The sequence below is a fragment of the Candidatus Clostridium stratigraminis genome (genome assembly GCF_045310675.1).
Taxonomy (GTDB): domain Bacteria; phylum Bacillota; class Clostridia; order Clostridiales; family Clostridiaceae; genus Clostridium_AT; species Clostridium_AT stratigraminis.
This window is the reverse complement of the sequence record NZ_JBJHZZ010000012.1, coordinates 1-24,501: the sequence shown is the minus strand read 5'-3', so window position 1 is coordinate 24,501 and position 24,501 is coordinate 1. Positions and strand designations below refer to the sequence as shown.

At 30.8% G+C, this 24,501-nt stretch carries 23 protein-coding genes; 19 read left to right on the top strand and 4 right to left on the bottom strand.

The window, feature by feature from the left end:
- Positions 1–23: 23 nt before the first annotated feature.
- The 5 genes from ACJDUG_RS13940 to ACJDUG_RS13920 are packed head-to-tail and all read left to right on the top strand — an operon-like array spanning position 24 to position 9,950.
- Positions 24–3,887: a PAS domain S-box protein gene (locus tag ACJDUG_RS13940; protein WP_406770489.1), complete on the top strand. Its 3,864-nt coding sequence runs from the start codon at positions 24–26 to the stop codon at positions 3,885–3,887.
- A 19-nt stretch (positions 3,888–3,906) separates the two neighbouring features.
- Positions 3,907–4,305, top strand: coding sequence for a response regulator (locus tag ACJDUG_RS13935; protein ID WP_406770488.1), 399 nt, complete (start codon positions 3,907–3,909; stop codon positions 4,303–4,305).
- Between the two features lie 24 nt (positions 4,306–4,329).
- Positions 4,330–7,413 (top strand): PAS domain-containing hybrid sensor histidine kinase/response regulator, encoded by a 3,084-nt coding sequence (locus ACJDUG_RS13930; protein WP_406770487.1) that lies wholly within the window; start codon positions 4,330–4,332, stop codon positions 7,411–7,413.
- 26 nt (positions 7,414–7,439) lie between these two features.
- Complete coding sequence (locus ACJDUG_RS13925) at positions 7,440–7,835, top strand: response regulator (protein ID WP_406770486.1); 396 nt, start codon at positions 7,440–7,442, stop codon at positions 7,833–7,835.
- Between the two features lie 21 nt (positions 7,836–7,856).
- Complete coding sequence (locus tag ACJDUG_RS13920; RefSeq protein ID WP_406770485.1) at positions 7,857–9,950, top strand: bifunctional diguanylate cyclase/phosphodiesterase; 2,094 nt, start codon at positions 7,857–7,859, stop codon at positions 9,948–9,950.
- A gap of 172 nt (positions 9,951–10,122) precedes the next feature.
- Here ACJDUG_RS13920 and ACJDUG_RS13915 read toward each other — a convergent pair whose 3' ends face one another.
- The gene (locus ACJDUG_RS13915; protein WP_406770484.1) at positions 10,123–10,245 is read right to left on the bottom strand and encodes a hypothetical protein; all 123 of its coding nucleotides are present in this window, start codon (positions 10,243–10,245) and stop codon (positions 10,123–10,125) included.
- A gap of 140 nt (positions 10,246–10,385) precedes the next feature.
- Complete coding sequence (locus ACJDUG_RS13910) at positions 10,386–10,514, bottom strand: hypothetical protein (RefSeq protein WP_406770483.1); 129 nt, start codon at positions 10,512–10,514, stop codon at positions 10,386–10,388.
- A 101-nt stretch (positions 10,515–10,615) separates the two neighbouring features.
- Here ACJDUG_RS13910 and ACJDUG_RS13905 point away from each other — a divergent pair, with 101 nt between their 5' ends.
- The 3 genes from ACJDUG_RS13905 to ACJDUG_RS13895 all read left to right on the top strand — a co-directional run bounded on the left by ACJDUG_RS13905 (position 10,616) and on the right by ACJDUG_RS13895 (position 12,696).
- A complete protein-coding gene (locus ACJDUG_RS13905; RefSeq protein ID WP_406770482.1) occupies positions 10,616–10,822 on the top strand; it encodes an MBL fold metallo-hydrolase in 207 nt (68 codons plus the stop codon).
- Between the two features lie 112 nt (positions 10,823–10,934).
- Positions 10,935–11,459: a DUF4825 domain-containing protein gene (locus ACJDUG_RS13900; RefSeq protein WP_406770481.1), complete on the top strand. Its 525-nt coding sequence runs from the start codon at positions 10,935–10,937 to the stop codon at positions 11,457–11,459.
- 79 nt (positions 11,460–11,538) lie between these two features.
- A complete protein-coding gene (locus ACJDUG_RS13895) occupies positions 11,539–12,696 on the top strand; it encodes a DUF362 domain-containing protein (protein WP_406770480.1) in 1,158 nt (385 codons plus the stop codon).
- A gap of 414 nt (positions 12,697–13,110) precedes the next feature.
- On the opposite strand, the gene ACJDUG_RS13890 is transcribed toward ACJDUG_RS13895, so the two are convergent.
- Both ACJDUG_RS13890 and ACJDUG_RS13885 read right to left on the bottom strand, forming a co-directional pair.
- Positions 13,111–14,715 carry an L-lactate permease gene (locus tag ACJDUG_RS13890; RefSeq protein ID WP_406770479.1) on the bottom strand — a complete coding sequence of 535 codons (1,605 nt, stop codon included), beginning with the start codon at positions 14,713–14,715 and terminating at the stop codon, positions 13,111–13,113.
- Between the two features lie 140 nt (positions 14,716–14,855).
- The gene (locus ACJDUG_RS13885; RefSeq protein WP_406770478.1) at positions 14,856–15,482 is read right to left on the bottom strand and encodes a flavodoxin family protein; all 627 of its coding nucleotides are present in this window, start codon (positions 15,480–15,482) and stop codon (positions 14,856–14,858) included.
- Between the two features lie 978 nt (positions 15,483–16,460).
- Between ACJDUG_RS13885 and ACJDUG_RS13880 the strand changes: the two genes are divergently transcribed.
- From ACJDUG_RS13880 to ACJDUG_RS13830, 11 genes are all read left to right on the top strand, one after another.
- Entirely contained in the window at positions 16,461–17,258 is a 798-nt protein-coding gene (locus tag ACJDUG_RS13880) for an alpha/beta fold hydrolase (RefSeq protein ID WP_406770477.1), read from the top strand.
- A gap of 152 nt (positions 17,259–17,410) precedes the next feature.
- Positions 17,411–17,770, top strand: a complete 360-nt coding sequence (locus ACJDUG_RS13875) for a molecular chaperone Hsp90 (RefSeq protein ID WP_406770476.1) — start codon at positions 17,411–17,413, stop codon at positions 17,768–17,770.
- A gap of 248 nt (positions 17,771–18,018) precedes the next feature.
- Positions 18,019–18,321, top strand: coding sequence for a hypothetical protein (locus tag ACJDUG_RS13870; RefSeq protein ID WP_406770475.1), 303 nt, complete (start codon positions 18,019–18,021; stop codon positions 18,319–18,321).
- 290 nt (positions 18,322–18,611) lie between these two features.
- Positions 18,612–19,019: a GNAT family N-acetyltransferase gene (locus tag ACJDUG_RS13865; protein ID WP_406770474.1), complete on the top strand. Its 408-nt coding sequence runs from the start codon at positions 18,612–18,614 to the stop codon at positions 19,017–19,019.
- 100 nt (positions 19,020–19,119) lie between these two features.
- Positions 19,120–19,575: a GNAT family N-acetyltransferase gene (locus tag ACJDUG_RS13860; RefSeq protein ID WP_406770473.1), complete on the top strand. Its 456-nt coding sequence runs from the start codon at positions 19,120–19,122 to the stop codon at positions 19,573–19,575.
- 370 nt (positions 19,576–19,945) lie between these two features.
- Complete coding sequence (locus ACJDUG_RS13855) at positions 19,946–20,848, top strand: DMT family transporter (RefSeq protein ID WP_406770472.1); 903 nt, start codon at positions 19,946–19,948, stop codon at positions 20,846–20,848.
- 181 nt (positions 20,849–21,029) lie between these two features.
- Entirely contained in the window at positions 21,030–21,455 is a 426-nt protein-coding gene (locus ACJDUG_RS13850) for a GNAT family N-acetyltransferase (RefSeq protein ID WP_406770471.1), read from the top strand.
- Between the two features lie 156 nt (positions 21,456–21,611).
- Positions 21,612–22,139, top strand: a complete 528-nt coding sequence (locus ACJDUG_RS13845; protein ID WP_406770470.1) for a GNAT family N-acetyltransferase — start codon at positions 21,612–21,614, stop codon at positions 22,137–22,139.
- 111 nt (positions 22,140–22,250) lie between these two features.
- Positions 22,251–23,048: an NAD-dependent epimerase/dehydratase family protein gene (locus ACJDUG_RS13840; protein ID WP_406770469.1), complete on the top strand. Its 798-nt coding sequence runs from the start codon at positions 22,251–22,253 to the stop codon at positions 23,046–23,048.
- 66 nt (positions 23,049–23,114) lie between these two features.
- Positions 23,115–23,651, top strand: a complete 537-nt coding sequence (locus ACJDUG_RS13835) for a hypothetical protein (protein WP_406770468.1) — start codon at positions 23,115–23,117, stop codon at positions 23,649–23,651.
- 102 nt (positions 23,652–23,753) lie between these two features.
- The gene (locus ACJDUG_RS13830; RefSeq protein ID WP_406770467.1) at positions 23,754–24,419 is read left to right on the top strand and encodes a CPBP family intramembrane glutamic endopeptidase; all 666 of its coding nucleotides are present in this window, start codon (positions 23,754–23,756) and stop codon (positions 24,417–24,419) included.
- Positions 24,420–24,501: the final 82 nt, after the last annotated feature.

Sequence of the window (24,501 nt, the reverse complement as noted above, 5' to 3'; positions counted from 1 at the left end):
AATTGAAATATAAGGGGATTAGTATGGGCGAGATTCTGAAGAAATTAAAAGTATTATTTGTAGGCAAATTAAATTCAACAATTAAAATGTCAACCGAATATCTTGAAGGTCTTAAGTATAATTTGACAGCGGATATTGCTGAAAGTGAATCATCCCTGAGAAATAAACTTGAAAAAGAAGAATGGGATATAATAATTTCCAATCATTCGGACAATAAATTTACCTCATTAGATGCGCTCAAAATCTTCAACGAATATAAACTCAATATTCCTTTTATAGTGGTAACAGATAAAAATTTTGATGACTATGCTATGAAGCTCATGAATAATGGATGCCGCGACTATATTGAAACTTCAAATATTAAAAGACTAGAATTTGTTGTGTGCCGTGAGCTTAAAGAAACAAAAATCAGATTAGAAAATAAACGAATAAAGCAAAAGTTAGAGGATGATATAACCAAGATTAGGCAACTTAAAGATAAGCTGGACAAGTCTGTAACCTTTTATACAACCTTATTGGAAAACTTTCCGACATTTATATGGATGGCAGGAAATAATGGAGAGCTAAGTTATATAAATAAAAGATTTTTAGAATTTTCAGGTATGGTCTCAATAAAAGATGTGCATCTTGATTTTTGGAATAGAATACATTCGCAGGACAGAGATAATTGCCTCAAAACTTATTTAGAGTTAACCAGTAAAAGGCAGCCTTTTGAAATATATGGACGTTTCAAGCGCAACGATGGAGTTTATAGATGGCTGCTTTTTAAAGGCAATCCTTATTACAATGATTATGGAGTATATGAAGGTTATATAGGAACAGGTTATGATATAAATGATAAGAAAGAGGCTGAAGATGCTGTTAGACGAAGCGAGGAAAAGTTTCGTAATTTATTTAATAATATAAATGATGCTGCATTTGTTTTCGAATTATCTGATGACAATAAATCAAGATCTGCCAAATTTATTGAGGTAAACGATGTAGCAATAGAAAGACTTAAATACTCTAGAGAAGAATTTATGAATATGTCACCTACAGATATAAATATAAGTGATGTTAAGACGGTGTTAGAAACATTAAAGAAAAAAAAGAATTTAACTTATGAAGTCACCCATTTAACGAAAGATGGGGAGAAAATACCTACAGAAGTAAGTGCTCATTGCTTCATACTAGAAGGTAAAGAAACAATATTAGCAGTAGCAAGAGATATTTCTAAAAGAAAGAAGGGTCAAAAACTTCTTAAGGAAAGTGAAGAGCGATTTGACTCCTTTATGAATAACATTCCTGTATCAGCCTTTATTAAAGATGAAAACGGAAATTATATCTATGGCAATCCTGTTTTTGAAAAAGCTTTAGGGCCTTCTAAAACCAATTGGATAGGGAAGAATGATTATGATCTTTGGGATAAGGAAACCGCTGAAAGATACATAAGTGAGGATATTCAAGTACTAAGGAGTGGTCAATTATTAACTATTGAAGAGACAACAAGTTTAGGGAATACCGTTCATGAATGGCAAAGTTCCAAGTTTCTTTTTAGTGATACAAATGGAAAGAAGTATGTAGGCGTCATAGGAGCAGATATAACAGAGCTAAAAAAGACAGAACGGCTTCTTAAAGAAAGCGAAGAGCGTTTCAATACATTTATGAGGAATATTCCAGCTGTAGCCTATATTAAAGACAATAATGGTAAGTATGTATTTGTTAACAATGCTTTTGAAAAGTTAATAAACCTAAGTGAAGACGAATGTATAGGGAAGAACGGATTTGAACTTTGGGATAAGGAAACTGCTGAAGGTTTTAGAAAAATTGATACTCAGATACTAGAGAGCGAAGAGCCATTAACTTTAGAGGAGACAACTTCCACTAAAAATGGTATTCAAGAATGGCTTAGTGCTAAATTTACTTTCTATGATTCAAAGGGGAAAAAATATATTGGTGGTGTGGCAATAGATATAACTGAGCAGAAAAAGATGCAGCGTATGTTAAATGAAAGTCAGGAGAAGTACCAATCCTTATTTATGAATATGGACAATCCGTTTTGTTATAACAAGATTATTCTAGATGAGAGAAATATCCCCATTGATGCTATTTATCTTGAGGCAAATAATGCATTTGCTAAGCATATTGGGCTTAAGAGAGAGAATATTTTAGACAAACGTCACTTTGAATTGTTTAAAAACGATAGGGTATTTTTAAAAAGTCTTACCTATTTGGGGGAGGTAGCCTTAAGTGGCCAAAGTATAAAATTTGATGATGTTTATTCCCCAATAGATAATAGATGGTTTTCAGTTTTAATGTATAGTCCAGAAAAAGGGTATGCTGCTACTATCTTTAACGATATAACTGAACAAAGAAAGGCTGCTGATGAATTAAGAAGAGCTAAGCTTGAAGCGGAGTCCGCCAATCGTGCAAAAAGTGAATTTTTAGCTAACATGAGCCATGAGATACGAACTCCTTTAAATGGTGTAATTGGGATGACTAATTTGACACTATTAACTGAATTAGATGAGGAACAGAGAGAGAATTTAAATATTGTGAAGTCTTCTGCAAGCTCTCTTTTAGAAGTAATTAATGACATACTTGATTTCTCAAAAATTGAAGCAGGTAAAATGAGCCTTGAAAAAATTAAGTTTAATTTACGTGATCTCATAAGAGAGATAATTAAGCCGCATTCTGCACTGGCAAATAAAAAGGATTTAAATATATATTATAATATATTTGATGATGTCCCTGAAGAAGTCTTAGGTGATTCTAACAAAATAAAACAGGTACTTAATAATCTTATTGCAAATGCTATTAAGTTTACAGAAAGAGGCATGATTTCGGTATTAGTTAAATGTGTGAGATATGAACAGGAAATGGCAGAATTAGAATTCATAGTAGAAGATACAGGTATTGGAATAGAAAATAATAATATGAATCTTTTGTTTAAAAGTTTCAGTCAAGTTGACGCTTCATATACAAGAAAATATGGTGGAACAGGTCTTGGATTAGCCATAAGTAAGCAATTAGTGGAAATGATGAATGGTAATATTTGGGCTGAAAGTGAAAAAGGGAAGGGTAGTAAATTTTCATTTACTGTAATAACCGGTATAGTTGATACTACTAACACAGTTCAAAATAACTCTATTAATTCACTAACTAATAAGCATATCTTAAATATATTACTAGTTGAAGATGATAGTACGAATCAACTAGTTATAAGTAAAATGTTAAAGAATCTTGGATATAATTTTATAATTGCTAATAACGGCATTGAAGCTATAAATTTATATGCAAAGAAAGAATTTGACATAATACTCATGGATATACAGATGCCGGAGATGGATGGCATTGAAGCTACTAAAGAGATAAGAAAGCTAGAGAATCGAATAGATTATCGAGTGCCTATAATAGCCATTACAGCACATGCATTAAAAGGTGACAGGGAGAAGTTTATGTCAATTGGTATTGACGAATATCTTTCAAAACCTTTTGAATTAAATGATTTGCAACAAATAATAACTAAGGCTATGGGAATTCGGATTTTGAGTGGAAGGAAGAATATCCTTAAGAGTTCACACCCTAATGATTTGCTTATTTGTGATATTATAGATGATAAGAAAGGTGATAAAAAGGATTCTCTGAAAAAAGAATTGAGCTTAAATATGGAAAAACTTACCGAACTATTTAATAAAGATGGATTTATAAGTAAAATGGATATAGGGATAGTTGAACAGTTAGCACATTATGTTAAAACTTCTTCATCTAGCTTAGGGCAAAAAAAACTTAAAAATATAGCATTTAAAATGGAGCTCGCGTCGAGGTCAGCTGATTATCAAGAAATAGAAAGGCTCTATAGTTTGCTTAAAGAAGAATTTAAACAAGCTATAATTAGCAATAAATAAATTAAGGAGCGTTAGATTAATGATGAAAATTTTAATAGTAGAAGATGATGCAGATAGCAGAAGATATATACAAAAAATTTTATCAAATTGTGGTAAATGTGACCTAACAGTGGATGGGATAGAGGCAATAGATGCATTTCTTCTAGCACATGACGAAAATGAACCTTACAACCTTTTATGTGTAGATATTATGATGCCTAAGATAGATGGTACAAAAGTTATTAAGATTGTAAGGGATTTAGAAAGGCAAAAAGGAATTATAGATAAAGATAAAGCTAAAATCATTGTAACATCTGCTTTATCAGATAGAAATCTAATTGAAAAGTGTATGCTGTATGGCTGCAATAAATATATTGCGAAGCCATTTGAAGTAGAGGAAATATTTGTAGCCTTAGCTGAACTCAATTTAATTAAATAATATTTGGTATTAGGGATGGATTTTATGGAAAATAGCAACTTAAATAGTAATAGTGAATTAGAAAATTTCAGAGCAATATTTGAATATGCACCTATTGGAATGATAATTATGGACGATTCAAATAGTATAACTAGAGTGAACTTAGCTGCTTCTAAGCTATTCAATAAAGACAGAAGTTTAGTCATAGGTAGTAAATTCGGGGATGCGCTTAGTTGTTTAAATAGTGTCAAGGGTGCTGATGGCTGTGGAAGCAGTGAGCATTGTAATGAGTGCTCAATGTGCAATATGTTTACAAAAGTGTCAAATACAAGGGTGGCTTACCACGGTATAGAAGTTCAGCATACTATTATTGTAGACGAAAAGGAAAAGCAGAATTGGTACAGAGTTAATGCTGACCCAGTGATTATGAACAAAAAGAAATGCATTGTAATATCACTAGATGATATAACAGAAAAAAAGTTGCTTGAAAAGAGAATAGCTAAATCCAGAGATTTTTATCTTACAATATTTGAAAATTATCCTATGCTAATTTGGAGATCAGATAAAAATGGAAAGCGTAATTATTACAACAAAACCTGGTTATCTTTTAGGGGGAGATCTTCTTATCATGAAATAGACTATGGTTGGATGGATGGAATACATAATGAAGATAAGGATTCATATGTTATGTTATACATGAGTTCAGTCAAGAAAAAGGAACCCATAGATTTGTATTACCGATTGAAGAATTCAAGGGGAGAATTTAGATGGGTGCATGAAATGGGAAGGCCTTATAGTAATATTGATGGAAATTTTGAGGGATATGTTGGTGTTTTACTTGATATAACTGAACAAAGGCTAGCAGAGGAAGAAAAGAAAAGATATCAATTACTATCGGAAAAGGCTTATGATGCTATACTTTTTATAGACATTGAAGGGAACATAGTTGAGGCAAATAAATCAGCCTTGAACCTATATGGATACACATCGGAAGAGATTCTTAAAAAAACCATTTTTGACCTTAGGGGCAAGGATGCTGAAAGTATGAAAAAAATTAAGGAAGAACTAAAGCAAGCAGAAGAAGAAGAGGGTATTATGTTTGAGTCCGTCCATTATACAAAGGATGGAATCGTTATTCCAGTAGAAGTGAGCTCTCAGTTAGCGGAAATTGGGGGTAAAAAGCTTCATTTGAGCATAATTCGGGATATAAGAGATAGAAAAAAACATGAGCAAATTCTACATGAAAGTGAGGAAAGATATAAAGCTCTGTTTAATAATGGAAATGATCCAATCCTGGTACATGAGATTATTGATAAAGAACATATGATTACAAAGTATATTGAAGTAAATAATTCAGCATGCAGTAAGATAGGGTATACCCGTGAAGAATTACTTAAGATGGGGCCTAGAAACTTACTATCAAAGGAATTAATTGAAACTAGACCTAATCTTATAAGAAATATTATTAATAACAAGCATTTCACTTATGAGACAACCTATTTAACCAAGAACTCTATAGAGTTACCACTAGAAGTAAGTTCGCATTACTTTAACATGAATGGCAAAGAAGTTATTATATCAATAGCACGTGATATAACTGAAAGGAAAAAGGTGGAGGAAGAGCTCAAAAAGGCCAAAAATGCAGCAGAAGAAGCAAATAGGGCTAAAAGTGAATTCTTAGCTAATATGAGTCATGAAATAAGAACTCCCCTTAATGGTATTATTGGTATGATAAATATGACACTTATGACTCAACTAGATCATGAACAGCAAGAAAATTTAAATATTGCTAAGGTATCTGCAGATTCTCTTTTAACAGTAATTAATGATATTCTTGATTTTTCTAAAGTTGAGGCTGGAAAATTATCAATTGATAATGTTAATTTCAATATAAGGCAGCTTATAGAAGAAACAATAAAGCCTCATTATTTTAGGGCAAACGAAAAGGGTATTGAACTTGTTCAACAATTCCACGGGAATATTCCAGTCAACTTATATGGGGATCCCAACAGGATTAAGCAAGTACTTAATAATTTACTTGGTAACGCCATTAAATTCACAGAAGATGGTAAAATAGTTCTTTCAGTAAGAAGTAAACTGGTTTGTGATGACAATATTGAATTGGGTTTCTCAGTTTCTGATACAGGTATTGGCATAGATGAAAAGGATATAAATAAGCTGTTTATGAGCTTTAGCCAGTTAGACTGTTCTAACAAAAGTAAATATGGAGGAACAGGGCTTGGACTTGCTATTTCAAAAAGACTTATAGAAATGATGGGTGGTAAGGTAAGGGTTAGCAGCCAAAAAGGTAAGGGCAGCATCTTTGAATTTTATATAAATATAAAGTTAGGAAATTTAAATAATGATAAATTAAATAAAGATAATGGGAATAGTAGGGGAAATTCAGGCCTATGCATTCTACTTGCAGAGGATGATAAGGTAAATCAGTTATTTACTTATAAGATGCTCCAAAGAAAGGGATATAATGTAACTGTAGCTAATACCGGAAGGGAAGTATTAAATAAGTTAGAAAAAAATCAATATGATGTCATACTTATGGATGATCAAATGCCGGAGATGAATGGTGTTGAGGTAACAGGGATAATTCGTAATAAGGAAATAGAGACAGGTGAACACGTTCCAATAATAGCATTAACTGCACATGCTATTTTTGGGGATAAGGAAAAATATCTAAGCTCAGGTATGGATGAATATATAGCTAAACCTTTTCAGATTGAAGAATTGTATTCTGTAATAGAAAAAGTATATAATCAAAGTCTTGTAGAAAGTGATGTTCCTTATGTGAAATCAAATAATAACCTTAATATTTGTAAACAAATTGTTAATAAGAAGCTTGATGATTCAATTATTCAAAATGATGTAGAGATTGCTGAATCTTTTAAATTACTTAAAGATATTTTTGTGAGTCAAACTTTAAATGACTATACATACACGCATTATCTGAAGGGTTTAATTCACAATATAAAAGATAAATTTAATACTAAGGGTATAGTTGATATGAAGACATTAGCCTTTAAAATTGAGCTTAGTTTACGCCGAGGGGATTATGATGAGGGTAAACAACTAATAATGAAGCTTATTAGTGAATTTGAAACTAGAACAAAATAAAATTTTATTGAAATGGGGGGGAATTTATGAAAATACTAATAGCAGAAGATGATTATGCTAGCAGAAGATATATTAATAAGTTATTGTCAAAATACGGGCATTGTGATTTAACCTTAGATGGAATGGAAACCCTCGACGCTTTCATGATAGCTCTTGATGAAGAAAAACCTTATGATCTAATTTGTCTTGATATCATGATGCCTAAGGTTGATGGAACACATGCACTGAAGGCAATAAGAGAGATAGAAAAACAAAGAGGTATAGAAGATGAAAAAAGAGTTAAGGTTATTATGACAACAGCTCTAAATGATATTGATGTTGTTAAGAAATCCTTTGACTTTGGCTGTGAAGCTTATGCTGCAAAGCCGATTAATGAAGAAAAATTAATAGAGGTTATGTTAAAATTAGATTTAATAAAATAAAAGGTGTAAAAGAAAATGCAAATGAGTGCTATTTTTATAAGTGATCGTGAAGATAACATAAAGCTTGTGCATGATGAAATACAAGATTCTAATTTGAATACACAATATGCTGTTTCAAAGGAACAAGTTAAAAGACTACTGTCAAATGCTAACTGTAGTCTGATTCTATTGGATTATGAAACCGAAAATATAAAATGTGAGGATGTAATTACCTTAAGAGATGAATTTTGTTTATTAGTACCTATCATAATAGTTTATAAGGAACTTGAGGCATTAGAAATAGTAAAATTCTATAAAATTGGGGTAAATAGTTTTATTTCAATATCCAAGCTAAATTCTATTGAAAATGTAATCGAAGACGCTTTTAGCGACCATAAAGATAAAATTCATCAGAAACAAGTATTTAAGGAAGAAACTATTGATGTAATAAAGTCAAATATATTTGACAGTGAGTATGGCTTTATTATTGAAGGAATAGGAGATGTAATTTGGAACTGGGATATTGAATCTGGATCACTGCATATTTCTGATGAATGTAAAGCTAAGATAGGTTATGATGGAAAATCGGGCAGGACACTCCTAACGTATTATAAAAGTTTAGTTCATCCAGCTGATCGCAGAAGTTTATCTCAAGAAATGAATAAATATCTATATGAAAAAGGTTCGATTTTTCAGTTTGAACATAGAATAAAAATAATAACTGGTGAATATAAGTGGCTATTAATAAAAGGTAGGGCTTCTTGGAATGAAAATGGAGAGCCGGTGCGTATGCATGGCTATATTACAGATATAACAGAGCATAAAAAAACTGGAGAAATGGTTAATTATCTTGCTTATTATGATAAATTAACGGGACTACCAAATCGAATTATGTTCGAATATAAACTATCTTCTAGTTTAGCTAGTTTATCCTTTGAAGATAATGATTGTAAACCTGGAGTATTATATTTCAGCATTGACGATTTTAACACAATAAATGATGCAAAAGGTCACGGATTCGGAGATAAACTGATTAAGAAAATTTCGGGATTGCTGCAAGGAGTTTTGAATAATGATTGTATTTTATCAAGAATTGCTGGTAACGAATTTGCAGTATTATTGCAACACTTACACGACGCTAAAGATGTGCCAGATACCGCAGAAAAGATAATGACTTTATTTAAAGAAGAGATAATTATAGATAACTTTTCTTTAAATGTAAGTATAAGCATGGGTATAGCCTTATATCCAGAAGATGGAGAAAACGAGAAGATACTGTTGAAAAATGCACACACTGCGTTAAATTTTGCTAAGAGACTTGGAAGATGTAATTATCAATTTTACCGTGCATATATGAATGATAAAATTATGCAAAAACTAAGTTTGGAAAACAAACTAAGAGAGGCAGTAAAAAACGATAGATTTGCTGTATACTATCAGCCTCAAATTAACATAGAAACAGGAGACATAATGGGTATGGAGGCTTTGGTAAGGTGGATACATCCAACAGCAGGTGTAATATCTCCAATTGAATTTATTCCTCTAGCTGAAGAAACCGGACTGATTGTACAGATAGGCGAATATGTTCTGCGAAAGGCATGTCTCCAAAATAAATTATGGCAGAAGAAAGGATACCCCTGCAAGCGTATTGCAGTTAATATTTCAGCAAGGCAGCTTAAGGATTTAAACTTTGTAGATACAATTAAACAAATACTTGAAGAAACAGGTCTTGAACCAAAATGGTTGGAAATTGAGATTACTGAGAGCATGATTATTGAAGACATGAACCTAGTGCTTGAAATAATTCAATCATTAAGGAAAATGGGTATCTGTATTGCATTGGATGACTTTGGTACAGGCTACTCATCATTAAATTATTTAACGAATCTACCGATTGATACACTTAAGATAGATAAATCTTTTATTGATAAGATTCATACTGGATACAATGAACAGGCTGTAACAAAGGCTATAATAGGACTTGCACATAATATAAATCTAGAAATAGTTGCTGAAGGTGTGGAAAATAATGAACAATTAAAACTTTTAAAGGACTATGGCTGTGATAAGGTTCAAGGGTATTTATTTAGCAAACCATTGCCTGCAGTTGATTTCGAATCTTTGTTAGCCGTGTAATGAAGTAAATTTAATATAAATCAACACATTTTATATTTAATTACCATAAATAAAACAACTGAGAATTTCTAGGTGGATACATAGTAAGTTAAAGATATTAATGTTTCTGCTTTTCTACTGAATATACTTTCGAAAAAATTTGGGAACGTAATAGATTTAGATTTACACAAATCTATTTATGTTCCCGGTATTTTGAATTATTCAAATTGATACTTGCGAAACATTCATTCCCTACACCTTTTGCCTTTCTTAATATTTCTTCTTTTAATTCTTTTGTATAAGTTTTTCCTCTCATGGCTTACCACCAATTACTTTCTAAATTATAAATGTATAGTCAATTGTCCAAATCAATCTAGGGGCTTATAAGAATTAGCTTTATTTTTATGCATACCCACATAGATGAGAAAGAAAAAAATCATTTAAGAAATGGTTCTTTTACATATCCTCCAATATAGCTTTTGTTGTACTGATAATTTCATCGTATGCTTCGCATTTGCTGAAAGAAAGTACATGTGCTTCGTTGGTAAAAATTTTAATAAGCTGGTTGAAAACTGAACGGAACATTTTACGTTCATAATTAGCAATTCCTATTAAAATTACATGAGCAGTTAAAAATAAAGGACTTCAGCTTACTGCTCCAGTGGTAGGTAGTTCTTTTGAACTAGGTGATTGCTACAATATTAGCACCTAATGGCAGTAGTTATGAAGATGCTAATGATTTCTCTATAGTAATTAAGCTTACATATGGCAGTACATCTTTTCTTCTAACAGGAGATGCAGAAGCAACTTCTGAGAACCAAATGTTATTAAAAGGATTAGATTTATCAGCAACTTTTTTAAAAGTATCATTATTCTTTCTGTTAGGTCTATAAAAGGAACTTTTATTTATAATGGTAGTGGTATTTCTTATAAAAGCTTATAATTATTATATATAAATCATATAATCTATATGTTCGTATGATATTATATAAAATAGGAGGATATATGAAAAATCAATTTAAAATATTAGTATCTCTAATAATAATTCTGTCATTAAGCCTTATAGGTTGTGAAAGTAATTCTTCTAAAACATCAAATCAAGCTGTAAACATTAATTCCCAAGTTAAGACAAGTGATTTAGTGAAATACAAAGGTTCCTATGTAGGAGACAATAGTTCTGTAGGAAATGTAATAGGAAAGCTACCAGCTAATATGTATGGTGCAGGGTTTAGTTTAGAAACTAAGAAACAGCCCTATGGAATAACTATAAAATATAAAGCAAATCAAGGTTTAGGGGAAGATAATTATTATAATTTTTGGAATGGTAAAAAAGTTAATGAATTTTTGGAAAAGAACGCTGTAGTCTTATTATCACTTCTACAAAATGCTGATTTTGTAGAATTTCATGTAGATAATATTGGTGTAAAAACTTATAAATATGATAGAAAGAGTTTAGAACAAAAATATAGCTGTGATTTAGAAAACTTATTTAAAGATGATAGTACTATTTATAAGTTTTTAAATAGTTAATTTTTTTATAATGCCTTCGGTGGCTAAAATATATGTACAATGTATATATTGATGTATCTAATATAAGGGTGGGGATAAAATGGAGAAGGTTGCTTTATTAAAATGTACTGATTATGATGTTGATAAAATTGAAAAAAAGCTTAGAGAAGGCTTTGAGCTTTTAGGTGGAAATTCTTTTTTGAGGAAACTTATACCTGAAAATAGCAAGGTATTATTGAAACCTAATTTCCTTAGTGTAATTGAAAAGGGCTCACCAGTCATTACACATTATCTAATGTTTGAAGCCGTTATCAGAATAGTTAAGGAATATACCAGCAATATAATTTTTGGTGATTCACCTGGGTCTGGAGATACTAGAAAAGCAGCTGAGAAATCCGGATTAATGGAAGTTGCTAATAAATACGGAGTAGAGTTTGTTGATTTTAATGATGAAATACATGTGGAGCTTGATAATCCATTAATGTATAAATATTGGAATGTAGCCAAAGCAGCTTATGAGGCTGATGTAGTTATTACACTGCCAAAGCTTAAAACCCATGCTATGATGTATTATACAGGGGCTGTTAAGAATCAATTTGGCTGCGTACCTGGATCTAAAAAGGCATCATGGCATACTAAACTACCTGACGCAGTAAACTTTAGTAAAATGCTATTTGACCTAAATTCTGTTGTGAAAACAAGCTTTGCAATTCTTGATGGTATAGTGGCAATGGCAGGAAACGGGCCTAGAAATGGGACTCCTAAGAAAATGGACACAATAATTATGGGGGAAAGTCTTACAGCAGTTGATTCCACAGCAGTTAGGCTAATAGGATATGATAATGTTTTAGCTGTGCCATTTCTAAAGGTGGCTCATGATACAAAATGGGGAACTGTACTTCCTGAAGATATAGATGTATTGGGTGAAAAAATTGAAGAATTGAAGTGCAAGAACTTCAAACTTTCACGAAGTGCAAAGGTTGTTAATTTTCTGACCCCGTCCCTCAATAATTTTGTAGCTTCCTTAACGGCACCTAATCCGGTTTTAATTGAAGATAAATGTATTGGTTGTAAAAAGTGTGATGAAGTATGTCCAGAAAGATCTAATGTAATATCTTTTATAAAACATAATAACAAAATGATACCAAAATGGAATTACAATAATTGCATTAGATGCTTTTGCTGCCAGGAACTCTGTCCACAAGGTGCAATTGTAACTAAGGATAAGCCATTAAGTAAGATGTTAGGCTTGAAATAGATTGTGATTATTAAAACTATAATAGGAATAATATTATAGGAGGCACAGAAAATGCAGGCTGGAGTAAGAAATAAATTAGTAGGAAAAGTTGAGGAAATTAAGGCAGACGATGTTATGGCTCAAATCAAGATGACTGTTGATGGGTGAAATAATTCCCCAATTGTAACGTCCGTGATGACGAGAGAGAGTTTAGAAGATGCAGGTTTTAAACAGGGAGATCAAGTTGAGGCTCTTATAAAAGCCATTAATGTCGTATTTGTAAAACATTAACAGTTCAAGACTGTTACATAACTATTTTTATGTGTGTGACAGTCTTTTTTGTTCTTATTAAAAACTCACGAAAAATTTAGGGTGAATTTACTACATAAGTAGTATTGACCATGAAGCATCCACTTCTATAAGTGGGGTAGTTTACTAATTTAAAATATAGAGAATTAGACCTAAAATCAAAGCAATTATTAGAGCAATAGGTAGTATTTTTCTTAAAATCTTTCCTTCACAGCCTAAAATATCTGCGGTAGTGGTTCCAAGTACAATATTCCCAGGGGAAATTGCAGTTCCTATGGCACCTCCAGCAGTGTGAGCACCTAAAATTGCTGAGGAGTTAAGAACAAGCAGCTTTGAAGTTGCTAATTGAAAGTCTCCAAAAAGAATATTTGAAGACATGTTGCTCCCTGTAATAAAAGAACCTATAAGTCCTATAAAAGGGGCAATTATAGAATAGTATGGTCCAAGAATTTTGGAAACTTCTAATGCAAGAACTGTAATTTGTCCTGTTCCTGACATAATTCTAGACATCATTATTAATGATACCACAGCTATGCTTGAAGGTATCATTTTTTTTAGTGTCTTGTGTAAAATTACTTTATAAGATCCACTTAAGAGATAACCTTTTTTAAAATAATATGCAAACCCACATAAAGCTGATAAAAATAGAAAGGTTCCTGCATGAGCTAAGGGTTTTATAGGTGAATAAGAAGAAACTTTTTCATTTACGATGCCATAACCAGTTACTGTTTTATTGAAGGCAGGGGATACACTAAAGTGCCCTAAAAAATGGTTTATAGATGGAATTAAGAGCACTGCTAAAGTTATTCCTGTCATTATATAGTAAGGTAAAAAAGCTTCATGAATATTCATATTTTCCTTATTATCTAAGGCTATTTCAGCTTTGTTTTCAATTCTTTGCATTATAGGGCTGTCAGTAATATTCCACTTACTTTTATAATATTTAGATTTATTTAATAAAAAGAAAATAATAAGTGCCATTAAGCTAGGAATAAAGCAAGCAAGAGTTTGATTTATTTGTCCAAATAAAAGTTGCCCTCCGCCTTGTGCTAAAGAGATTAATAAAATTGCAATGAAACCCTTTTTTAAGGCTTTCTTCCCGCCATAAAAGAAGCAAACAGATATAATTGAAACAAAATTTAAAAGGAATAAAAAACCAGCAGCAAAAATGGCAGTTTGATTTATCAGTGATATATCATTTATTCCTGTTTGTACTATAAGAGATTGCCAAGCTATTGCAAGTGTGCCAAAAGTTCCTCCCCAACTATGTCCTATTAAAGGTATTATTACAGCCCATATAGGTCTTACTCCTATACCGATTAAAAGAGGGGCGGTAACTGCTACCGGAACTCCAAAGCCTGTTACTCCTTGAAGAAAGCTAGAAAAAACAATTCCTATTCCAATAATTCTAAGAAGCTCATTTGGTGCAATTTTTGCCACAGCATTTTTTAAAACATTAAAAGCCTTTGATTCATTGGTAACTTCATAGATTAAAACGGCTGTGAACATAATAATTATGACTGAAAGGGCATTCCATAGGGCTTTTAAAAGCTCAGTACAAATAACGCTTACTCCTGCTTTAAAAAATATAATGCTGCTTATTATAGCAATCATAAGTCCAATTGGGGAAGCTTTATTCGCGCCACATTTAAACTGAACCATTAAAATAAGAAGAACTGCTATAGGTAGTACAGCTATTGTCCACATAAAAAGATTTATTGGTAAACTCATTTAAATATCACCTTCGAAAAATCAATGTTTTTATTAAGAAGAAATTATGGTTTTCTATGTTGTGAGTTAGGGTTTGATAAACCACCAATTAGTAATGAAAACAAATTGGTGGTTTGAGTTATTTGCTCTTTTAAATTTTATTAACGAATAAAATTAGTTACTGCTCTTGTTTCCTTTTCTGGCATCAAAACTCCAGTTTCTTTCCCAGCTTGTATACATTTTAATAGCCAAGCCATGTTTTTTCCTAGAGTTCTCATGGTTTGCATTCCTTCTAGATCTTGTTTAACCTCGTCGGGAGTATTTCCATGTACCATGTTCCAATATTGAGAGGATACTATTGGCATATTAGAAATTGTAAAATATTTATTTAGCTGATCCAGGGCTGCTGTGGAACCCCCTCGACGACAACTTACTACTGCAGCACCAGGCTTATACTCAAAGCCATATCCAGCATAAAAGAATCTATCTAAAAAGGAAGTTATATGACCTGAGGCACCAGCATAGTGTACTGGTGAACCAAATACAAAACCATCAGCTGCCTTTGCTTTTTCTAAAGCAATGTTTACTGTGTCATCATTAAAGGAGCATTTGCCAGAGTTATCTCTAGAACAGCCTCCGCAGGCCATGCAGCCACGAAGAGGGTTCTTTCCTACGTGAAAAATTTCAGTTTCAATATTTTCTTTTTCAAGTTCCTTTGCTACTTCGCATAGTGCTGTATAAGTACAGCCGTTAGCTTTTGGACTACCATTAATTAATAATACTTTCATTCCTACCACCTACTTTCATATACTATTATACAATAATATATAAGTAAAGGCAGCCGTAGAAGACTCTTTTCTTGTTTGTTAAAGGAAGTTTGAAACATACGAAAAATAATATAATCATTAACAATAATAAAATAATCAACTACAAATGGTAATAAAAATATATATCTTAGCAGCATTTTTAGCTATACGCTTAATATTCATAATATCACTTCGATGAATTTATTGATAAAAGAAGGAAATGTTAAACTTAACTAGAAGATAGTTTTATGGATTATTGCAAATCATCGGACAATTTGACAAAAAAGCGTAACAAATTTAATTTTTGAAAGAGGAAGAAAAAGTCATGAACCCTTACTATTTTTTAACTCCAATATTCTTAGTATTTCCTAATGACAAGCGCCATAATGTCTACTCGGGAAAAAGGGTTATATACGAAGAATTAACAAGGACACTTAAGCCGTTACAGTTGGATGATTTAGGTAGATGTGAAGTTTGAGCAAAAATCCAAGAACAAACAAAATGAATATTAACAAATTCGCAGAATAAGCAATTCTGTAGTTAAGTTAGTTCGCAGCTTTCTCATGTAACATATAGATCATTAGTATCTACTTTATCTAAATGTAAGGACTCATTGAAATATTAGATTTATTTAGAATATAACAACATAGTTACTTCTTTTGAAAGAGCAGTTTACTTATCTAGGCTGCTTTTTTTAATAACCTTAATAAAATTTCAAAGTTTGTAAAAAGTTCTAAATTTGAATAATCAGCAAGGAGTGTTCTTTAAACAATATTATCGGTTTATAATAAAAGGTTAGAAGACTAGTTCCATAAAAGCATATAAAAAGAAGATAATAAGCAGCATTTTTGTTTGTTCATCCTACCACACTTAGTTTGGACAAATTCAATAAAATACCATGTTTGCAATATTTAACAATACGCAATATAATATGATTATTGCAAACAGGGGGGATTGATTATGGATATTAAAAGTAAAAAAATAAAATTAACACTGATAGTAATTCTTTTGCTAATAATCTGTATAGTAATAGGGGTATTAAAACATAGAGAAGATACATTTGCTACAAGAACTATAAATGGAAAAGTTGATATTGGAGGATATAGTCTAAATGTTAATTGTTATGGAAAAGGAACTCCAACTGTTATATTTGAAGCAGGACTAGGTTACACCAACAGCACCTGGTCGTTAGTACAACCTGAAATCTCGAAAATTGCAAGAACATTTTCTTATGATAGAGCAGGACTTGGAAATAGCGATATAAGCAAATTACCAAGAACCAGTTTAGACCAAGTTCATGAGCTGCATACTCTTTTAACTAATGCAAAAGTTAAAGGCCCATATATTATAGTAGCACATTCAATTGGAGGCTTTAATGCAAGATTATTCGCTGGTACATATCCTAATGAAGTGGTGGGTATTGTATTTGTTGATAGTACGCATGAATATCAATTTGATGGTTTGACCGCAACTGACTTAGAACAATTAAATAGAAATTTAGATAGTTCAGAACCTAAGTTTGATGTTATGCAAAGTGCCAAGCAATTAGATGAAATAAGAAAAAAGGACGCATTAAGGAATATTCCAATAGCTGTCCTCACATCCACACAACCGGCTGCTTTTCAAGATAACTTGTCAAGCTTGTCTAAGAATAGTAAACATATTTTAGTTAAAGACAGTGGACATTTCATACAGAATGATAAACCTCAAGTAGTGATTGATTTTATTAAAGAATTAATTGATAGTGTAGGTAAATAGCAAAATAATTGATAAAATAACCATTTTATCAATCTATAAAAATGACAGTAAATAATGGAATGATTAGTCAACTCTATTCATGTTATTTGAATTGTAAAGGCTAAATAATTATGGTACAATATATAAAAATTTGAAAAGAAGGAATATAAATTATGGATAAAGAAATATTAAATTATGTTATTGAAAAAACACAGGAATTAATGAGTGCATCTTCATGTAGCAGTGAGGCAAAAAAAGCAGCTCAGACCTGGTTGGATGCTATCGGAAGTGAAGAGGAAACCGCAGAAACAAAAAAGTATATTGAAGAGCTTGAAGCAGCTGTTACAACAATTGACAATTTAATTAGTTTTGCAGAATCTGATCATGGAATTCAGGTTTTCGGAGCAGATACAGCTAAGGCTATTGCGACGCATGCAAAGGAAATAAAGTCTTACGGAGAAAAATATTGTGATTGCCCTGCTTGTGCAGCTGCAGTGGCTATTATAGAAAAGAAAGATAATTTTCTTAAGTAAGATATTAGGTTTAATATAAATTGTGATTATTGCTTGTATACATTTTAATAGCCAAGCTATGTTTTTCTCTAAAAGCAGCCATATAAGGCTGCTTTAGTACTTTATTAGCTTACTAACTAACCTAGAATTAAAACATTAGCAAAATATTGTACTATTCTGAAATAAATGTTATGGTATTTCTAGCTTCATGATTACAATACAAAATGTAAGCAATTAAGGGATATGTTTGAATGGGGGGGATTGAAGTTATGAAGCAAATTGCCTTAGAGGATCTTTTTAAGATGCTGGATGATATGAAAAATTCTAATTTAGTAGCCATAGTAAATGCCTACGAACTTGATACAGTATACTGTATTGACGAGTTTGATTATGAGCTGCTAGAGGAGCAGAATGGAAGAAGACTTAGGTTAATAAATAAAAACGGAAAAAGGCCATACTATGACTTTCACGGAATTTATATTAGTTTAAAAGATATTGATAAAATCTCAATTACAGAGGATACTATATACATATACTTACAACAACAAGTAGTTAAACTAAAAATTAAGTAATCATTAGGGACGGTTCCTTTTGATTTATAAATTGCAAGTCCTAGTAATTGCGGGCACTGGAGAAATCTAGTGCTTTTTATTTATAATTTTGTTGAGTAAGAGGAAAATTTTAAGGAATTGTAGAATTATAATAGTGTATAAATATATAAACTAAGTTAATATTATGAAATTGATGTCTATAATGGGAAACTATAAGATAGTAGTATCTAAGAAGTGTCGCTGTTGTATGAAAATGTGACAAAGTAATTGATGAAATTAAAACTTAAATATAGAGAGTGAGAGTGTCAATAATGAAATTTGAATATGCAAGTGAATCAGATTTTCAATTTATACTTGATAATGATAGACATGTATCAAAACAATTAATAAAAAATAAACTCAAAGAAAAAGAAATTTTGATAGCAAAAGACCCAGATAACAAAGTTATAGGTTGGTTAAGATATAATTATTTTTGGGATAACACTCCATTTATGAATATGCTTTATTTGAATGAAACCTATAGAAATCAGGGAATTGGAAAAGAATTAGTTGAATTTTGGGAAAATAAAATGAAGAGTAAAGGCTATGAATTGGTTATGACCTCGACCTTATCTAATGAGCAAGCACAGCATTTTTATAGAAAATTAGGATATAAAGACTCTGGAAGTATACTATTGAATGATGAACCTTTAGAGATAATTTTTACTAAAAGTATATAATTATAAATTGTGAATTCATATTTTTCATATCTTACGGCATTCAAATTAATAATAAAATTTATTTTACAATCGTAAATTATAGCCATAAGGAGATAGTAATATGATATACAGATTAGCAAAAGAAAGTGACATTCAAATGCTTTCAGAAATGAGATGGGAGCATGAATATGAAGAAGAAGGGCAATTTGATATTTCTAAAGAAGATTTTATTAAAGAGTGTAATTTATTTTTAGTTAATGATCTTAAAAGTAGCACTTGGGAGTATTGGATTGCAGAAGAAAATAATATAATTATCTCAAACATTTACATAAATAGAATAAGAAAGGTACCAAAGCCGCAAAACCTATTTGCAGAAATAGGTTATGTAACAAATGTTCACACAAAGGCTGAATTTAGGAATAGAGGAGTAGGAACAGAACTTTTGAAAAAAGTAAAGCAATGGGCTATAAATAATAAAATTCAATTGTTATTTGTTTGGCCAAGCCAAAGAGCAGTAGCCTTCTATGAACGGCAAGGGTTTTCAAGGAATAACGAAATAATGGAATTAGAAATATAATTAATTCTCCTTTTCTCCTTTTCTCATATGTCTGCTTAATAACCCTCTGGGTTAAATTCTCGGTTATATAAATATTTTATAATTATGGAGGAGATATGAGTAGGTTTAAACAAAGTGAAAATAAATTCAAAAAAATATTATAACCAAGAAGCTAAACTAAGAAATTTATCTGAAAAGCAAGAGTGGAAGATAGAGCAAAGAGCCCGATTTTGTAGTTATGTAAAATCAGTAAACAAAAGCTCTTTATTAGAAATTGGGGCTGGCAACTGAAAGTGAGTTAGTTAATGATGTGACCGATAGTCCACGCTTTTTTTCATATCATATGTTATAATAGCTTGTACGCATAAGAAATAGACATAGGGGGATTTATATGAGTAACAAAGGAAAGATTCTTCCATATTTAGCTGCTATAATAAGTTCTATGATTTTTGGATTAAGTTTTCTATTTACAAAAAGAGCATTGAGTGTTGCCACTCCTATATCAATTGTGGCTTTTAGATTTTTGATAGCTTTTCTAGTTATGTCAGTATTGATTATTTTCAAGATAATTAAAGTAAACTATAAAAATAAGCCTTTAGGATTGATTGCGTTACTTTCACTTTTTGAACCTGTAATTTATTTTATTTTCGAAACCTATGGACTTCAGCGTACTGCTTCTTCCTTAGGAGGCCTTATGATTTCACTCATACCTATAGCAGTAACTATATTAGGTATATACTTTTTACAAGAAAAACCAACTATGAAACAGACAATATTTATTATTGCTTCTGTCATTGGTGTAGCTATAATTGGAATGATGAATAGTTCAGGGGATACAGGAAGCTCACTATTTGGAATGTTATTAATGATCGGTGCAGTGATGTCAGCCGCCTTCTTTAGTATAATATCTAGAAAAATATCAAAACAATTTAATGCTTTTGAAATAACTTATTTTATGATGATTTCCGGGGCAGTGAGTTTTAATGGGTTATCAATAATTATGCATCTAGTAAACAAAGATATAAGTTCTTATTTTAAACCTTTAACTAGTTTCACATTTTTAACTTCTGTAATATATCTTGGAATTGTGTCATCTATAATTGCATATTTTCTTTTAAATTATTCCCTAGCTAAATTACAAGCATCAAAAGCCACAGTCTTTTCAAATATTTCAACAATAGTATCTATATTAGCAGGGGTTATATTTTTAAATGAAAGCTTTCGTATTTATCATTTGGTAGGTTCAGCTTTGATATTAATTGGTGTATGGGGTACAAGCAGGTTTAGTAAATAGAAAAAATTAAAAGACCATTTCTAAGTTCACCATAAATAGTTATAAGACCACTTGTTTATTATATTTATGCCTTTGTGGTACTACTTAAATAAAAGAAAATCATTTATTATTATTATAAAGTAATAGTAACAACTAGATACTATTACTTTATTAATAAGCAATAATAATATGAGGTGTAAATATGCAAAATTACATTATCACAGAAAGCAATAATAAGGAATCAGATTTTATTATTGATAGAATTGTTGAATACAACTTATCTAAAGTTCCTCCTAAGCAAGTAGTCACATTTTTATGGATAAATAGAGTCATTGAAGATACTAATGGTGAGATTATTGCTGGAATACTGAGTAAGATATACTGTTGGAATTGCTTATATATAGATTCTTTATGGGTTAAAGAAGAGTATAGAAAAGATGGGTTAGGCACAAAACTTATAAGAGAAATTGAGAAAATCGCTAAAGAAAAAGGTTGCTATTTAATTCATTTAGATACCTTTGATTTTCAAGCAAAGGATTTTTATATCAAACATGGATATGAAATCTTTGGAGTTTTAGAAGAATGCCCTCAGGGACACAAAAGATATTTTATGAAAAAAAGAATATAATACACAATAGTCTACTGAACGCCACAAGTAAAAGTTTGTGGTGTTTTTTATTTAAGATTAGGTAGGGACATAGCATATGATGTAAATGCTATATATGTTATAATTGGTATAATACGGTATATCATAAATGTGATTCAAAACAAAGGGGAATATAGCATGAAAACTCCAATATTAGAAACAGATAGATTAGTATTGCGACCATTTTGTATAGAAGATGTACAAGATGTATTTGAGTGTTGGGAAAGTGACCCTGATGTAGCAAAATATATGTTTTGGGAAAGTCATAATGAGATAAATAAAACTATTGACTGGGTAAGAAAAGAACTAAGCAAAATAGATGATGATGAATGGTATAGGTGGACAATTTTATTAAGGGAAACAGGAGAGTTACTTGGAACTGGATTGATTTATGTTGATGAAGAGTACACAAAATTTGAAATAGCATATAATCTTGGGAAAAAAGCATGGGGATTCGGATACACATCAGAAGCAATGCAGGCAATTATAAAATTTGCTAAAGTTAAATTGGATGTAAAAGAGATAATTGGCAGGCATGCAAAAGAAAACCTTGCCTCTGGCAGGGTTTTAGAAAAGTTAGGATTTACATATATTAAGGACATACCTTATGTATGTAATAGAGGGAAAAACCTATATATAGGTAAAGAGTACATCTTAAAGTTATAGAGAATTATAATAATAAAAAGTTAAATAGATTCTGAATATGCTTATTTCTGCCACTAGAATATATTATGACGAAACATAGAGTGAGTACATTTTTAAAAAGGAGTAATTATAATGAGATTATTGATAATAGGAGCAAGTGGATATTTAGGAAATACAATATATAAGAAAATTAAAGAGTGCACAAATGATGAAATTTGGGGAACTTGCTGTAGGTCCAGTAATCATGAATTCTTGCAAATTAATGTTTTAAATAGATTAGATATAAAGAAATTGCTCTCATTTAAGCCAGATACAATTATCTGGAGCATTATGGATACGGAACAAGAAATGCTTTTATCGCAAATAGGTATGAATGAGATAGTTAATAATATTTCAAAAGATGTACGCTTGATTTATGTTTCTACAACAGTAGGAAAAGGAAAAGACCAGAATGAAAGTGTAATTCCGCATAGACGTAGGCCTGACGAATATTTATCCAAATATATTAATGGCAAAATTGAAGGAGAAATTATTGCACAGAAACATGATAATTATGTGATTGTAAGACCTGGTAGCATCTATGGTTATGATTATGATGGCAAAATGGATTCGAGAATGAAAGGACTTCTTGAGATTTCCAAAACAGGTAAATATTATTCAAGAACAGCAAATATGTATTCTAGCTTTGTTAATGTACAAGACCTTGCAGATGCAATAATAGAACTTGCATATAGCAAAACTATAGGAACAATAAATATATCGGGAGAACGACCAGTAAATCATTATGATTTCAACATATTTCTAGCAAGGCTAATGAATATTAGTGAAAGTTTTATTATACCTGATTACAAGGAAGAAGAAATATATCATAATTTAAATAACGACAAAAGAAAACTTTTGATCAATACAATTGTGAGAGATGTTTTATAAGATTAATTGAAAAGAATTAGCAATAAGGAATATTCTTATATTGCTTAAAAAGGGGTGGATAATTGTATGAAAGGAAAAAAGTCTGTATATTTGGTAGTTATCATTATTATTTTGATTGCTATCGTAGCACTGCAATACAGAGATAATGCGAAAATTAAAACTATACAGGGTGAAGTTGCTGAAAATAAAATTGACTGGTTACAAATTCAACTTAAAATTGTTTCAGAAGACCTTTCTTCAACGAAAATTCCAGAAAAAGAATATATTGATGAAACTTCAGCAAAATTTTCTGAGGATACAGTACTGCTAAATGGAATCATATTTAGTAGTGGTATGCCATTAACCTATTTAGATATGATAAGAATGGATTTAGTTAGAATGTCTAGTGATTTGAAGAATAAAAAATCTGAAAAGGAGATACTTGATACTAAACAATTGGCATTAGATAAAATGGCTATTTTACAAAACGAACTTAATTATATTAGGGAAAACTGTAAGACAAATGCTATTAAGTATTATCAATTAAGTAAACCCAACAACCTAATAATGAAAAAAATAGATAAAGAAATGATTGATTACCTTAATAAAAATAATATTCATTAGTATAGTTAATAGTTAGCGTGCTGCTTAACATTTTTATATTTATTAAGCAAGATTAAAATATTATGAAACAACATTATTTATTTTAGGGGGAGTGATGAAGCGATGTTGGGAAAAACACAGAAAAGTATACTTACATTGGCCATAGCCACTGTCTTTCAATTTGTTATTTTATATGGGGTTATTCTGTTTAATCAAAATATTTTAATGAATTTTACACTTGTTGAAAGAATGCTTTTGATGTTTTCTACACAATGGATTTTTTTGATTATACCTGTGCTTTTTATGTTAAAGAATAAGGAAAAATTAAAAGACATTGGATTTACAAGAATAAATATTTCTATACAGATTTTAAGTGGTATAGGAATTGCAATTGCAATGTGCCTTATTTTTACTGTTATTCCTATTTTATGTGGGCTAAAAGATATGGTTTCAAGTACGCATTATACAAAGGCATGGCAATTCATATTTGAATTTTTTTATTCAATATTTGGAGTTGCTTTAGCAGAGGAGTTCTTTTTTCGAGGATATATGTTTAAGAAATTGATGGACATTAAAAACTCAAAATGGTTTGCAATAATCATTTCTTCAATTGTTTTTGGTTTGTTTCATATTTTTCAAGGCAATATAATTCAAGTATTTACAACTATGGTGTTGGGGGTTATGTTTTGCTTGTTAAGGGATAAAATTAAAGGTTGTTCAACACTATCACTAATTTTTGCACATGGAGTTTATGATGCCTTGATAGTGTTATGTGTTGCTCTTTTATAAGCATATGGATTTAAGTCAATATAGTAGACACAGAAACTCGAATTTTTTATGCAGTTTTTCTTAAAGCATCTTCAAGCTGCTG